We start from the raw sequence: 13,198 nt of genomic DNA on the forward strand, positions 1-13,198 counted from the left end.
CCGCGCCTTCTAGGGCGCGGGGCAGCCCAGATCAATCACAGCGCCAAGGCCACGGCGGAAAACAGCAAGGGAAGAAGCCCCGCGTCGCGGTTCGAGCGGAACAGCCGCAGCAGCCCGGCATTGTCGGACGGGTCGAAACGCGTCAGCTGCCAGGCCATGTGCCAGCCCATCGCCCAGGGCCCGCCCAGCGCCACGACCAGCGACAGCACCGAACGGTCGCGTGTGGCCAGCAGCACTGCGAGACCCATCAGCAGCACCGTCGCCACCAGAAACCCGCGCAGCCAGACCTTGGAGCGGTCGCCGAACAGCCGGGCGGTGGATTTCACGCCGATCAGCGCGTCGTCCTCGGCGTCCTGATGGGCATAGATCGTGTCGTAGAACAGCGTCCAGGCGATGCCCGACAGGTAGAGCACCAACGGCGCCCAGGACAACGACCCGGCCAGCGCCGCCCAAGCCAGCAGGGCGCCCCAGTTGAAGGCGAGGCCGAGAAAGACCTGCGGCCACCAAGTGAAGCGCTTGGCGAAGGGGTAGATCGCCACCGGGATCAGCGAGGCGACACCGAGCCAGATCGCGGCCCAGTCGAAGGTGAGCAGGATGATCAGCGAGATCAGCGATTGCGTCGCCATCCAGATCAGCGCCTGCACCACCCGCACCTGCCCCGACGGGATCGGCCGCGAGCGGGTGCGCGCGACCGAGCCGTCGATATGCCGGTCGGTCACGTCGTTCCACGTGCAGCCCGCGCCGCGCATCAGGAACGCCCCCAGGGCGCAGCCAATGGCGATCCAGGCGCCCTCGAGGCCGAAGCGCCCGGTGGAAAGTGCCGCCAGCAGCAGCCCCCACCAGCAGGGCAGCAGCAACAGCCATGTGCCGATCGGGCGGTCGGCGCGGCTCAGCCGCAGATAGGGGCGGGTGGGGCGCGGCGCGAGGCGATCCACCCAATTGCCCGCCACCGCGTCAGCGACGCTGCCCTCTTCGGCCTCTGGCATCCGATCCGCCGCTTTCATATGGTCCGCCCCATGGCATCCAAGGTCCGGCTGTTTCTAGATCACCCTCTGGCCGAAGGGCAAACCGTTCCGCTCGAGGCGGCGCAGGCGCATTACCTTTCGGGGGTGATGCGGCTTGGCCCCGGGGCGGTCATTTCGGTCTTCGACGGCCGCTCGGGCGAGTTCGACGCGACCATCGCGCAGGCGAGCAAGCGGGGCGGCACGCTGGAGATCGGTGCGCAGACCCGCCCCTTGCAGCCGCCGCCCGATCTGTGGCTGTGCTTCGCGCCGATCAAGAAGGCGCGCACCGATTTCATCGTCGAGAAGGCCGCCGAGATGGGCGCCGGGCGGATCGTCCCCGTCTTGACCGAGTTCACCAATTCCGAGCGCGTGCGCGTCGATCGGCTGCAGGCCCATGCCATCGAGGCTGCCGAGCAATGCGGCGGCACCTATGTGCCGCAGGTAGCCGAGCCGGTGAAGCTGGCAAAGCTGCTCGACGGTTGGCCCCAAGAGCGCAGCCTGATGTTCTGCGACGAGACGCTGGTGGGCGAAACCGGAAGGCTGCCGAACGCGCCGGGGCCCTGGGCGGTGCTGATCGGGCCCGAGGGCGGGTTCTCGGACAAGGAGCGGGCGCGGCTGCGCGGGCTCGATCATGCCCATCCGGTGAGCCTCGGCCCGCGCATCCTGCGCGCCGATACGGCGGCGGTCGCGGCACTGACGCTGTGGCAGACGACGCTCGGGGACTGGCGGTGAGCTGTCCTGCGTTTCCGTGGTCGGACGCCGCCAAGACCGGCAAGGTCGAGCGCTGCGATGGCTGAGTTGCTGCGCCCCGAGGCGCGCGCGGCGCTGTGGCGCGGGCGCGAGGTGATCGCCGGGATCGGCGTGGCGGCGCTCGGCTTGTGGTGGGCGCTCACCAGCTTCGGCATCCTGCAATGGCTGGGCTGGGGTCTCGTCGCGCTGGGCGCGGGGCTCGTCGTGGGCGGCGTGCAGCGCTGGCGCTTCCGACAGGAGGGGCAGGGGCCCGGCATCCTGAAGATCGACGAGGGCCGCGTGGCCTATATGGGGCCGCTGACCGGCGGCACGGTCGATCTCGACGCGGTGCGGCGGCTCAGACTCGATCGGCGCGGCACCCCGGCCCACTGGCTGCTGGAAACCGGCTCCGAGGTGCTGGCGATCCCGGTGACCGCGGAGGGCGCCGAGGCGCTGTTCGACGCCTTCTCCGCGCTGCCGGGGCTGAAGCGCGGACCGATGATCGAGTTGCTCAACGGCGAGGCCCGCGACGTCGTCACTGTCTGGACCCGGCCCGCGCGGCTCGCACCGGTCTGACGGCAAGGTGCGGCGGCGCGCAGGCTCCGCGCGCGAAACCGCACCGCCCGACCATTGACTTGGGCGCCCATGCGCGACACCTGTAGCCCCGCCTTGCACGATAGGAGCCACGCCCATGTCCATCCCCCAGTCCGGCGGCGGGCCGATCGAGCATCACTCCCAGCTCGCCGAATACCTGGCCTCCGGCTGCAAGCCCGAGGCCGATTGGCGCATCGGCACCGAGCACGAGAAGTTCGGCTATTGCCGGGATACGCAGCTGCCGCTGCCCTATGAGGGGCCGCGTTCGATCCGCGCCATGCTCGAGGGGCTGCGCGACCGCTTTGGCTGGTCGCCGGTCGAGGAGCAGGGCAAGCTGATCGGGCTAGAGCGCGACGGCGCCAATATCAGCCTCGAGCCGGGCGGGCAGTTCGAGCTGTCGGGCGCGCCGCTAGAGACGATCCACCAGACCTGCGACGAGGTGAACAGCCATCTTGCCGAGGTGAAGGAGGTCGCCGACGAGATCGGTGTGGGCTTCATCGGGCTCGGCGCCGCGCCGGAATGGACGCAGGACCAGATGCCGATGATGCCCAAGGGGCGCTACCGGCTGATGACCGACTACATGGACCGGGTCGGCACCCATGGAAAGCAGATGATGTACCGCACCTGCACGGTGCAGGTGAATCTCGATTTCTCCTCCGAGGCCGACATGGTCAAGAAGCTGCGCGTCGCGTTGGCGCTACAGCCAGTGGCCACCGCGCTCTTCGCCAACTCGCCCTTCTTCGAGGGCAAGCCCAACGGCATGCAGTCCTGGCGCTCGCGAATCTGGCGCGGCCTCGACGATTCGCGCACCGGCATGCTGCCCTTCGCTTTTGACGATGGCATGGGCTTCGAGCGCTACGTCGACTGGGTGCTCGATGTGCCGATGTACTTCGTCTACCGCGACGGGAAATACATCGACGCGCTGGGCCAGTCCTTCCGCGATTTCCTCAAGGGCAAACTGCCGGCGCTGCCGGGCGAGAAGCCGACTCTGTCGGACTGGGCCGACCACCTGACCACGGTCTTCCCCGAGGCGCGGGTCAAGAAGTTCATCGAGATGCGCGGCGCCGATGGCGGCCCGTGGCGTAGGCTATGCGCGCTGCCCGCCTTCTGGGTCGGCCTGACATATGACGCGGGCGCGCTCGACGCCGCTTGGGACATGGTGAAGGGCTGGGACGCCGAGACCCGCGAGGCGCTGCGCGTGGCGGCCTCCGAGCAGGGGCTGCAGGCGCGGGTCGGTGACTTGTCGATGCACGATCTGGCGCGTCAGGCGGTGGAGATCGCCGAGATTGGCCTCAAGTCGCGCGCCCGGCCGGGAAATGGCGGGCTGGTGCCCGACGAGACCCATTTCCTCGCCGCGCTCAAGGAAAGCGTCGAGACCGGCCGCACCCCAGCCGACGAGCTGCTGGCCGAGTATCATGGCGAGTGGAACGGCGATCTGAGCCGGATCTACGCGGCGCACTCGTACTGAGGCGCTGCCGCCTTCAGCTCAGCGCCGGGAAGCCATGCGCCCTGGCGCGGCTTTCGATCGCGCGGCGCTGCGCGAGGGCGGCGTTGTGTTGGCGGATCATCGCGGGGATGCGCGGCAGGTCGATCATGAGCCAGGCCAGGCAGACCAAGAGCCCTGCGATGGTGACCGCCAGCATCAGCATCATCGTCGCGCTGCCACGGCGGCCCATGTAGAAGCGATGCGCCCCGAAGGGGCCGAGGAACAGGGCGAGCAGCAGCGCCGTCGAGAGGCTCTTGCGGCCCTCCATCGGCGTCTCCGGCTGTCGCGGCGTCTCGGTCATGTCGGGGCCGCTCCGGCGTTCAGGGTCGTGCCGCACCTCTCCCGCGCGGTGCCGGGACCATCGCCGTTTCGGTGCGCTGATGCAATCGACTGCTCGGAAACAGGCTATTTCGCGCCGATCCGCGGCTCGGTCCCGGCCCGGAGCCGCGCGATGTTGGCGGCGTGGCGGGCATAAAGGATCGCCGCGAGCACGATAGCCAGAAGCACGATCCGTCCCTCGCCAAGCAGCAGCGCCCAAGCCGGCGCCAGCCCGGCGGCGAGCAGCGCGGCGAGCGAGGAATAGCGGAAGGCAAAGGCCGCGACGAGCCAGGTGGCGCAGGCCGCGAGGCCCACCGGCCAGCTCAGAGCGATCAGCAGGCCGAGGATCGTCGCCACGCCCTTGCCGCCGCGAAACCGCAGCCAGACCGGGTAGCAATGCCCGGCGAAGGCGGCAGCGCCGGCGATCTGCGCGGCGTCCTCCGCGGCGAAGATCCGGGCCAGGATGACGGCGGCGATGGCTTTGCCCGCATCGAGCAGCAGCGTCGCGAGCGCCGCGCCCTTGGAGCCGGTGCGCAGCACGTTGGTCGCGCCGATATTGCCCGAGCCGATGGCCCGCACGTCGCCCAGACCCATCGCCCGCGTGACGACGAGGCCGAACGGGATCGAGCCCAGCAGGTAGCCGATGACAGCCCAGAGGATCAGCAGGGCGGTCGGGCTTTCCATCAAGGGCATCAGCGGGTCTCCGTTACGCTCCGACCTGCCATCCAGGTCCCGAGCACCCTGCCTTCGAGCCGGGCGCCATCAAAGGGGGTGTTGCGCGATTTCGAGCGCAGTGTGGCCCGATCGAGCACGAATGGGGCGTCGGGGTCGAACCAGACCAGATCGGCGGGGGCGCCCTTGGCCAGCCGGCCGGTCTCGAGGCCGAGCCGCTTGGAGGGGTTGAGCGACAGCGCCCGGAACAGCCCCGGCAGATCGATCACGCCGCCATGCACCAGCCGCATCGAGGCGGGCAGAAGCGTCTCCAGCCCGACCGCGCCGGACGCCGCTTCCTCGAAGGGCAAGCGCTTCGATTCCTCGTCCTGCGGGGTGTGCATCGAACACAGGATGTCGATCAGCCCCGAGGCCAGTGCTTCGCCCACCGCGACCCGGTCCTCCTCTGCCCGCAGCGGCGGCTTGAGCTTGAAGAAGCTGCGGTAGTCGGCGACGTCGAACTCGTTGAGGGTCAGGTGATGCACCGAGACGCCCGCCGTGATGTCGAGCGCGTTGTTCTTGGCGCGCTCAAGCGCGGGCAGGGCGCGGGCAGTGGTGATCTGGTCGGCGTGGTAGCGCGCGCGCGTCATCTCCAGCAGCGCGATGTCACGGTCGAGCGCCATGCGCTCGGCCATCGGCGACACGCCCGGCAGGCCACGCAGCGAGGCGAACTTGCCCGAGGTCACGACGGCGCCGTTCGACAGGCCCGGCTCCTGCACATGCGCCATCACCAGCGCGCCGAGCGAACGGGCATAGGTCAGGGCGCGCGAGAACACCTTGGTGTCGGTGACGACCCGGTCGCAATCGGTGAAGGCCACCGCGCCGGCATCCTTGAGGAAACCGATCTCGGTCATCTCGCGGCCCTCGCGGCCCTTGGTGAGCGCGGCCATCGGCAGCACCCGGACCGGGCTGTCCTCGCGGGCGCGGCGCACCACGAATTCGAGCGTCTCGGGCGTGTCGATCGCGGGGAGCGTGTCGGGGCGAGTAACGATCGTGGTGACGCCGCCCGCCGCCGCCGCGCGGCCGGCGGAGGCAAAGCTCTCCTTGTGGCGCTCGCCGGGCTCCGAGACCTTCACCCCGAGATCGACGATGCCCGGCGCGAGGCAGTGGCCGCGGCAGTCGATCACCTCGGCCGCCTGCGGAAGATCGCCGCTCTCGATGACCGCCTTGATGCGGCCCGCCTCGACCAGAAGGGCGCCGCGCGTCTCGCCGCGCTCGGGATCGATCAGCCGGGCATTGGTGAAAAGGATGCTCATGCCATCACTCCGGTCTGGTCTCGGGCCGCGCGCATGTTGCGCGCCAGCAGGTCCATCGCGGCCATGCGCACCGCGACGCCCATCTCCACCTGCTCCTGGATCACGCTGCGATTGATGTCGTCGGCGATGGTGCCGTCGATCTCAACACCCCGGTTCATCGGGCCGGGATGCATCACGATGGCGTCGGGCTTGGCATGGGCCAGCTTCGCGGCATCGAGGCCGTAGCGATGGAAATACTCGCGCTCGGAGGGGATGAAACCGCCATCCATGCGCTCCTTCTGGAGCCGGAGCATCATCACCACGTCGACGTCCCTTAGGCCCTCCTCCATGTCGTCGAAGACCTCGACGCCGAACTCGGCCACGCCCGACGGCATCAGCGTCGGCGGCGCGATCAGGCGGATGCGGTTCTCCATCTTGCCCAAGAGCATGATGTTCGAGCGCGCGACGCGGCTATGGGCGATGTCGCCGCAGATCGCGATCGAAAGCCGGTGCAGCCGCCCCTTGGCGCGGCGGATGGTCAGCGCGTCGAGGAGCGCCTGCGTCGGATGCTCGTGCCGCCCGTCGCCCGCGTTCAGCACCGCGCAGTTCACCTTCTGGGCCAGTAGGTCGACGGCGCCGGAATTGGGATGGCGCACGACGAGCAGATCGGGGCGCATCGCGTTGAGCGTCAGCGCGGTGTCGATCAGCGTCTCGCCCTTCTTCAGCGAGCTGGCCTGCATCGCCATGTTCATCACGTCGGCCCCGAGCCGCTTGCCGGCGATCTCGAAGCTCGCCTGCGTCCGGGTCGAGTTCTCGAAGAACATGTTGATCTGGGTGAGACCGGCCAGCACGTCGCGCGGGGCGCGGCCTTGCCGGTTCAGCTCGGCATAGCGCTGGGCGGTGTCGAGAAGCTCGGTGATCTCCGTCGGGTGCAGGGGTTCGATCCCCAGGAGATGACGGGCGCGGAAGGTCATGGGCGGGCTCCGGGATGCTGCGCGCGCCTTATAGGGGGCCTGCGCGGTTCGGGTAAAGCGGCCGCGCCGGAACCCATCGAAGGGTCCCGAAACTCCTTTGGGAGTTCGTCACCCACGCGGGGCGGCGGCGCGCCTCAGGCGGTCGTTGATCGCCCGGCCCAGCCCGTGATCGGGGATCGGTGCCACGGCGATCCGCTCGGCCCCCATCGCGTCGAGCTGGTGCAGGCAGTCAAACAGGTTGGCCGCGGCCTCGACCAGATCGCCCGAGCGCGACAGGTTCATGTCCGCGCCCAGAGGGCCGAAGCCGAGATAGGTTTCGCCCGGCTCGGTCTCGGTGGCATCCAGCCGCACGACGCCCTTGGGCGCGTAATGCGAGGCCAGCTGACCCGGTGCGCTGGGCGCAGTGGCGGATTTGGGCGGCGGCGGGGCCAGCGGTTTGCCGAGGCAGTCCTCGATCGCCTCGGCCGGAAGCCCGCCCGCGCGCAGCAGCGCCGGGGTCACTCCGGTGCAGTCGATGATGGTCGATTCCACGCCGACGCCGCAGGGGCCGCCGTCGAGCACCGCCTCGATCCGTCCCGCCAGCCCCGCCAGTACATGGCTCGCGGTGGTGGGGCTGACCCGGCCCGAGGGGTTGGCCGAAGGCGCCGCGATCGGCAGCGCGGTCTCGCGCAAGAGCGCCTGCGCCAGCGGGTGATCGGGCACCCGCACGGCGAGCGTGTCGAGACCTGCCGTCACCAGCTTGGAGATCCCGGCATAGGGCCGGATCGGCAGCACCAGCGTCATCGCGCCGGGCCAGAAGGTCGAGGCCAGCCGCTGCGCCGTGTCGTCCATGACGCAATAGGCCTCGACCGCCTCGGCATCAGGCAGGTGGACGATCAGCGGATTGAAGCTCGGCCGCCCCTTCGCCTCGAAGATCCGGGCCACCGCCGCGTCGTCGGTAGCGTCGCCGCCGAGGCCGTAGACAGTCTCGGTCGGAAAGGAGACGAGCCCGCCCCGGCGCAGCATCTCGGCGGCGCGTTTCAGGCCGGTCTCGTCGGGATCGAGGTGTCGGGTCATGACGTGGCGTCCGGGCTTGCGAGGTCGGGGGGCGCCGTATCAGGCTGTGTCTCGGCGGCGTCCGGGCTCCGGAATGCCATGCCCCGGAGGAGACCCGCAATGCCCTTTAACGCCCCCGTCGAGGATTTCCGCTTCATTCTGGAGCGTGTCATCGGCTTTTCCGACATCGCAGCGACCGCGCGGCATGCCGAAATGACCCCCGATGTCACCGACGCGATCCTGACCGAGGGCGGGCGGATGTGCGACGGCGTTCTCGCTCCGCTCAACCGGGCGGGCGACCTGCAGCCGGCGCGGCTGGAGAACGGGGTGGTGCGGACCTCGCCCGGCTATGCCGAGGGTTATCGCGCGATCGCGGAGGGCGGCTGGGTCGGCATGGCGGCAACGCCCGAGCATGGCGGCATGGGGCTGCCGATGACGCTGGTGACCTGCATCAACGAGATGATGGGCGGGGCCTGCCTGGCGCTGCAGCTCAACCCGCTGATGACCCAGGCCGAAATCGAGGCGCTGGAGCGGCATGCCAGCCCCGATCTGCAGAAGCTCTATTTGCCGAAGCTGATCTCGGGCGAATGGTGCGGCACGATGAACCTCACCGAGCCGCAGGCTGGCTCCGATGTGGGCGCGCTGAAGACCAAGGCCGAGCCCGATGGCGAGGGGACCTACCGGATCACCGGTCAGAAGATCTACATCACCTGGGCCGACAACGACTTCTCGGACAACGTGGTTCACATGGTGCTGGCACGGCTGCCCGGCGCGGCCGAAGGCACCAAGGGCATCTCGCTGTTCCTCGTCCCCAAGCTCATCCCCGATGCGGAGGGAAAGCCCGGCCAAGCCAACTCCCTGCGGGTGGTCAGCCTCGAGCACAAGCTGGGCATTCACGGCTCGCCGACGGCGGTCATGGAGTATGACGGCGCGACCGGCTGGCTGGTGGGTGAGCCCCATGGCGGCATGGCGGCGATGTTTACGATGATGAACAACGCCCGCCTCGGCGTCGGCTCCCAGGCCGTGGGCGTGGCCGAGGCCGCGACGCAGGCGGCGCTGGCCTATGCGCAGGAACGCCGACAGGGCCGGGCCGGGGGGTCGGGCGCGATCGTCGAGCATGCCGATGTGCGCGCCATGCTGGCCCGGATGCGGGCCGAAACCTTCGCTGCCCGCGCGATCACGCTGGCCTGCGCCAAGGCGATCGACCTCGGCCGCGAAGGCGACGGGGCGGCGCGGGCCCGGGCCGCATTGCTGACCCCGATCGCCAAGGCCTTCGGCACCGAGACCGGCATCAACGTCGCCGATCTGGGCATCCAGGTTCATGGCGGCATGGGCTATATCGAGGAGACCGGCGCCGCCCAGTTCCTGCGCGATGCCCGGATCACCGCGATCTACGAAGGCACCAATGGCATTCAGGCGATGGATCTCGTGGGCCGCAAGATGATGGATGGCGGCGCCGCGGCCTATGCCCTGATCGACGAGATCGAGGCCGATGCCAAGGCCGCGCGCGACGGGGTCGCCGAGCTAGCCGAGCCGGTCTGGCAGGCGGCCGAGGCGATGCGCGAGGCGACCGAATGGCTGCTGGAGCATGAGACAGCGGACCGCTTCGCCGGCGCCATGCCCTATCTGAGGGCCTTCGCCCGGCTCTTGGGGGCCTATTACCACCTGCGCGCGGCGCAGGCCGGGGTGGGGCGGCGCCGTCGCCTCGCGGCCTTCTACATCCGTCGGATGCTGCCCGAGCAGGCTGCGCATATTGCGGCGCTGCGGGCCGGGCCCGAGAGCGTGATGGCCCTCGATGCCGGGGATCTCTCGGTCTGAGGCGGCTGGACGCGGCCGCATGGCTGCGTCATCAAGCCACGCATGACGAGAAACATGCCGCACGCACCCTTTTCCGAGCCCCCGGCGCCCGGCACCGCGATCGAGGTCGCGCCGGGCGTGCTGTGGATGCAGCTGCCGCTGCCCTGGGCGCTCAACCACGTCAACGCCTATGCGCTGGATGATGGCGACGGCTGGACCGTCGTCGATACCGGCCTCGACACCACCCGCATTCGCGCCGTCTGGGAGGAACTGTTGTCGGGGCCGCTGGGCGGACGGCCGCTGCGCCGGGTCGTGGTTACCCATCACCACCCCGACCATGTCGGTCTCGCCGGCTGGCTCTGCGCGAGCTCCGGGGCCGAGCTGGTGATGCCGCGCACCGGCTACCTGCTGTCGCGGATGCTACGCGCCGAGGAGCAGAGCCTGCCGCCGCGCGAGGTGGTGGCTTTCTGGCGCCGGGCCGGGATGGACCCCGAGCTGCTGTCGCAGCGCCGCACCGAGCGGCCCTTCAACTTCACCGACTGGGTCGCGCCGCTGCCGCTCTCCTATACTCGTATCCGCGAGCGCGACGCGATCCGCATGGGTGGGCGCGACTGGACCATCCGGATGGGCGAGGGGCACGCCGCGGAACACGCGACCTTCTGGGAAGAAGGGGGCGATCTGGTGATCGGCGGCGACCAGCTTCTGCCCGGGATCAGTCCCAATCTGGGCGTGCAGCCGACCGAGCCCGAGAACGATCCCGTCACCGATTGGATCATCTCCTGCGATCGGCTGGCGGCTTATGCCCGCTCCGATCAGCTGGTCCTGCCGGGCCACAAGAAGCCCTATCGCGGCCTGCCCGAACGCCTCGCGCAGATGGCGCAGGGCCATCGCGAGGCGCTGGATCGGCTGGAGGCCCACCTCGCCGTGCCGCGCCGCGGCGGCGATTGCTTTGCGCCGCTGTTCCGCCGCTCGGTGACGCGCGACAGCTACGGGCTGGCCCTGGCCGAGGCGCTGGGCCACCTGAACGCGCTGGTCGCGCAAGGCCGGGCCCGGCGCGAGATGGGTGATGACGGGGCGTGGCGCTGGAGAGCCGTATGATTGAGGTCTTCGAAGAGAGCTTTCCGCTCGCCCGCGCCTTCACGATCAGCCGCGGCAGTCGGACCGCCGCCCAGGTGCTGAGCGTGCGGATTTGCCGGGAGGGCCATGCAGGCCGGGGCGAATGTGTGCCCTACGCGCGTTATGGCGAAAGCCTCGCCAGCGTCCGGGCGCAGATCGAGGGCCTGCCGGAAGGCATTTCGCGGACCGAATTGCAGGAGGCGCTGCCGCCGGGCGCCGCCCGCAACGCGGTGGATTGCGCGCTTTGGGATCTCGAGGCGAAGTCGGCCGGGATGCCGGTCTGGCGGCTCGCCGGGCTGGCGTCGCCCGTGCCGCTGGTCACCGCCTACACGCTGTCGCTCGACAGCGCCGAGGCGATGGAGGCGCGGGCGCGCGAGGAGGCACACCGGCCGATTCTGAAGATCAAGCTCGGCACGCCCGACGACATGCCGCGGCTCGAAGCTGTGCGGCGCGGCGCGCCGGCATCGACGATCATCGTCGACGCGAATGAGGGGTGGAACGTCGCCATCTATGCCGACCTCGCGCCGCATCTGCAGCGCCTCGGCGTGGCCCTGGTCGAGCAGCCGCTTCCGGCGGGCGAGGATGCCGCGCTGTCCGGCCTCGACCGTCCCGTGCCGGTCTGCGCCGACGAGAGCTGCCATGACCGCGCCTCGCTCGACGGCATGGCGGGCAAGTACGACATGGCCAACGTCAAGCTCGACAAGACCGGCGGCCTGACCGAGGCCCTCGCTCTGCGTGCGGCGGCGCGAGCCGCCGGTTTCGAGGTGATGGTGGGTTGCATGGTCGGCTCGTCGCTGGCCATGGCGCCGGCGCATCTGGTCGCTCAGGGGGCCGCGATGGTCGACCTCGACGGGCCGCTGCTGCTGGCGGCCGACCGCGATCCGCCGATGCGCTTCGACGCTGCCGGGTTGCACCCGGCCGAGGCGGCGCTCTGGGGCTGAGCCTCTGGCGCAAGGCTTCACCTTGCGGCAGAAGGGGGAGCGAGAGCCAACAGGAGAGCGCCATGACCCGCACCGTCTATGTCAACGGGGAGTATCTGCCCGAAACCGAGGCCAAGGTCTCGATCTTCGATCGCGGCTTCCTGATGGCCGATGGCGTCTACGAGGTCACCTCCGTGCTGGGCGGCAAGCTGATCGATTTCGAAGGACATTCGAAACGGCTCGAGCGCTCTCTGTCCGAGCTGCAGATCCGCAAGCCCATGGAGAATGAGGCGCTCTTGGAGATCCACCGCGAACTGGTGGCGCGCAACGGCATCGAGGACGGGCTGATCTACATGCAGATCACCCGGGGCGCGCCGGGCGACCGCGATTTCGCCTTCCCGTCCGATGAGACCGAGCCGACCGTCGTGCTGTTCACCCAGTCCAAGCCCGGCCTCGCCGACAGCCCGGCCGCCAAGACCGGCATCAAGGTGATCTCGATCCCCGACATCCGCTGGGGCCGCCGCGACATCAAGACGGTGCAGCTGCTCTACCCGTCGATGGGTAAGATGATGGCCAAGGCAGCCGGAGCCGACGATGCGTGGATGGTCGAAGAGGGCGCGGTGACCGAAGGCACCTCGAACAACGCCTATATCGTCAAGGGCAGCACCATCATCACCCGCCAGCTCGGCAACGAGATCCTGCATGGCATCACCCGGGCCGCCGTGCTGCGATTCGCCCGCGAGGCACAGATGAAGGTGGAGGAGCGCGCCTTCACCATCGAGGAGGCACAGGCCGCCGACGAGGCCTTCGTCACCTCGGCCTCGACCTTCGTGATGCCGGTGGTCGAGATCGACGGCGCGAGTGTGGGCCAGGGCACGCCCGGCCCGGTCGCGACGCGGCTGCGCGAGATCTATCTCGAGGAAAGCCGCAAGGCCGGGCTCTGACGCCGGGAGAGATCCGCATGGACCATCCGCTGATCGACCTGATCGGGCAGGCCATCGCCAAGGCCGAGCGCGAGGGCGCCTTCGACAACCTGCCGGGCGCCGGCAAGCCGATCGCGGATCTTCATGCGCCCGGCGATGCCGTGCTCGACCGCCTGATGCGCGAATCGGGTGCCAAGCCCGAGGCGGTGACGCTGAAGGCGAAGATCGCCGAGACGAAAGCGCGGCTCGCCGGGCTGAGCGAGGAGACGGCGCGCCGCGAGGAAATGCGCCGTCTCGCCGATCTGGAAACGCGGCTCGCCATCGAGCTGGAGTCGATGCGCCGCTACGGCTGAGGG

The 13,198-nt window shown here is 69.7% G+C and carries 14 protein-coding genes; 8 read left to right on the plus strand and 6 right to left on the minus strand.

Features of this window, described 5'->3' with window-relative positions; all coding sequences use genetic code 11:
• Window positions 1-35: 35 nt before the first annotated feature.
• Window positions 36-1,004 carry a 4-hydroxybenzoate octaprenyltransferase gene (gene ubiA / locus T8T21_RS13130; RefSeq protein WP_322335903.1) on the minus strand — a complete coding sequence of 323 codons (969 nt, stop codon included), beginning with the start codon at window positions 1,002-1,004 and terminating at the stop codon, window positions 36-38.
• 12 nt (window positions 1,005-1,016) lie between these two features.
• On the opposite strand from ubiA, the gene T8T21_RS13135 reads away from it, so the two are divergent.
• From T8T21_RS13135 to T8T21_RS13145, 3 genes are all read left to right on the plus strand, one after another.
• The gene (locus T8T21_RS13135) at window positions 1,017-1,736 is read left to right on the plus strand and encodes a 16S rRNA (uracil(1498)-N(3))-methyltransferase (protein WP_322335904.1); all 720 of its coding nucleotides are present in this window, start codon (window positions 1,017-1,019) and stop codon (window positions 1,734-1,736) included.
• Between the two features lie 57 nt (window positions 1,737-1,793).
• Window positions 1,794-2,309, plus strand: coding sequence for a hypothetical protein (locus T8T21_RS13140; protein WP_183474652.1), 516 nt, complete (start codon window positions 1,794-1,796; stop codon window positions 2,307-2,309).
• A gap of 115 nt (window positions 2,310-2,424) precedes the next feature.
• Complete coding sequence (locus T8T21_RS13145) at window positions 2,425-3,795, plus strand: glutamate--cysteine ligase (protein WP_322335905.1); 1,371 nt, start codon at window positions 2,425-2,427, stop codon at window positions 3,793-3,795.
• 13 nt (window positions 3,796-3,808) lie between these two features.
• Here the strand turns inward: T8T21_RS13145 and T8T21_RS13150 are convergent, their stop codons facing one another.
• From T8T21_RS13150 to T8T21_RS13170, 5 genes are all read right to left on the minus strand, one after another.
• The gene (locus tag T8T21_RS13150) at window positions 3,809-4,114 is read right to left on the minus strand and encodes a TM2 domain-containing protein (protein WP_322335906.1); all 306 of its coding nucleotides are present in this window, start codon (window positions 4,112-4,114) and stop codon (window positions 3,809-3,811) included.
• Window positions 4,115-4,218: 104 nt separating this feature from the next.
• Entirely contained in the window at window positions 4,219-4,824 is a 606-nt protein-coding gene (gene plsY, locus T8T21_RS13155) for a glycerol-3-phosphate 1-O-acyltransferase PlsY (RefSeq protein WP_322335907.1), read from the minus strand.
• Window positions 4,824-6,098 (minus strand): dihydroorotase, encoded by a 1,275-nt coding sequence (gene pyrC / locus T8T21_RS13160; RefSeq protein ID WP_322335908.1) that lies wholly within the window; start codon window positions 6,096-6,098, stop codon window positions 4,824-4,826. Before pyrC ends, plsY begins: the two co-directional genes overlap by 1 nt.
• Entirely contained in the window at window positions 6,095-7,051 is a 957-nt protein-coding gene (locus tag T8T21_RS13165) for an aspartate carbamoyltransferase catalytic subunit (RefSeq protein WP_322335909.1), read from the minus strand. The genes pyrC and T8T21_RS13165 overlap by 4 nt, the downstream gene beginning before the upstream one ends.
• A gap of 108 nt (window positions 7,052-7,159) precedes the next feature.
• Window positions 7,160-8,107: an L-threonylcarbamoyladenylate synthase gene (locus tag T8T21_RS13170; RefSeq protein ID WP_183474658.1), complete on the minus strand. Its 948-nt coding sequence runs from the start codon at window positions 8,105-8,107 to the stop codon at window positions 7,160-7,162.
• A 99-nt stretch (window positions 8,108-8,206) separates the two neighbouring features.
• On the opposite strand from T8T21_RS13170, the gene T8T21_RS13175 reads away from it, so the two are divergent.
• The 5 genes from T8T21_RS13175 to T8T21_RS13195 all read left to right on the plus strand — a co-directional run bounded on the left by T8T21_RS13175 (window position 8,207) and on the right by T8T21_RS13195 (window position 13,195).
• Window positions 8,207-9,904, plus strand: a complete 1,698-nt coding sequence (locus T8T21_RS13175) for an acyl-CoA dehydrogenase (RefSeq protein ID WP_322335910.1) — start codon at window positions 8,207-8,209, stop codon at window positions 9,902-9,904.
• A gap of 54 nt (window positions 9,905-9,958) precedes the next feature.
• Window positions 9,959-10,981 (plus strand): MBL fold metallo-hydrolase, encoded by a 1,023-nt coding sequence (locus T8T21_RS13180; protein ID WP_322335911.1) that lies wholly within the window; start codon window positions 9,959-9,961, stop codon window positions 10,979-10,981.
• On the plus strand, window positions 10,978-11,940 hold the full coding sequence (dgcA, locus tag T8T21_RS13185) for an N-acetyl-D-Glu racemase DgcA (RefSeq protein WP_322335912.1): 963 nt from the start codon (window positions 10,978-10,980) through the stop codon (window positions 11,938-11,940). Before T8T21_RS13180 ends, dgcA begins: the two co-directional genes overlap by 4 nt.
• Window positions 11,941-12,002: 62 nt before the next feature.
• Complete coding sequence (locus T8T21_RS13190) at window positions 12,003-12,863, plus strand: D-amino-acid transaminase (RefSeq protein ID WP_322335913.1); 861 nt, start codon at window positions 12,003-12,005, stop codon at window positions 12,861-12,863.
• Between the two features lie 17 nt (window positions 12,864-12,880).
• On the plus strand, window positions 12,881-13,195 hold the full coding sequence (locus tag T8T21_RS13195; RefSeq protein WP_183474663.1) for a DnaJ family domain-containing protein: 315 nt from the start codon (window positions 12,881-12,883) through the stop codon (window positions 13,193-13,195).
• The last annotated feature ends 3 nt before the right edge of the window (window positions 13,196-13,198 follow it).

The sequence above is a fragment of the Limimaricola variabilis genome (genome assembly GCF_034371605.1).
Classification (GTDB): Bacteria; Pseudomonadota; Alphaproteobacteria; order Rhodobacterales; family Rhodobacteraceae; genus Limimaricola; species Limimaricola variabilis.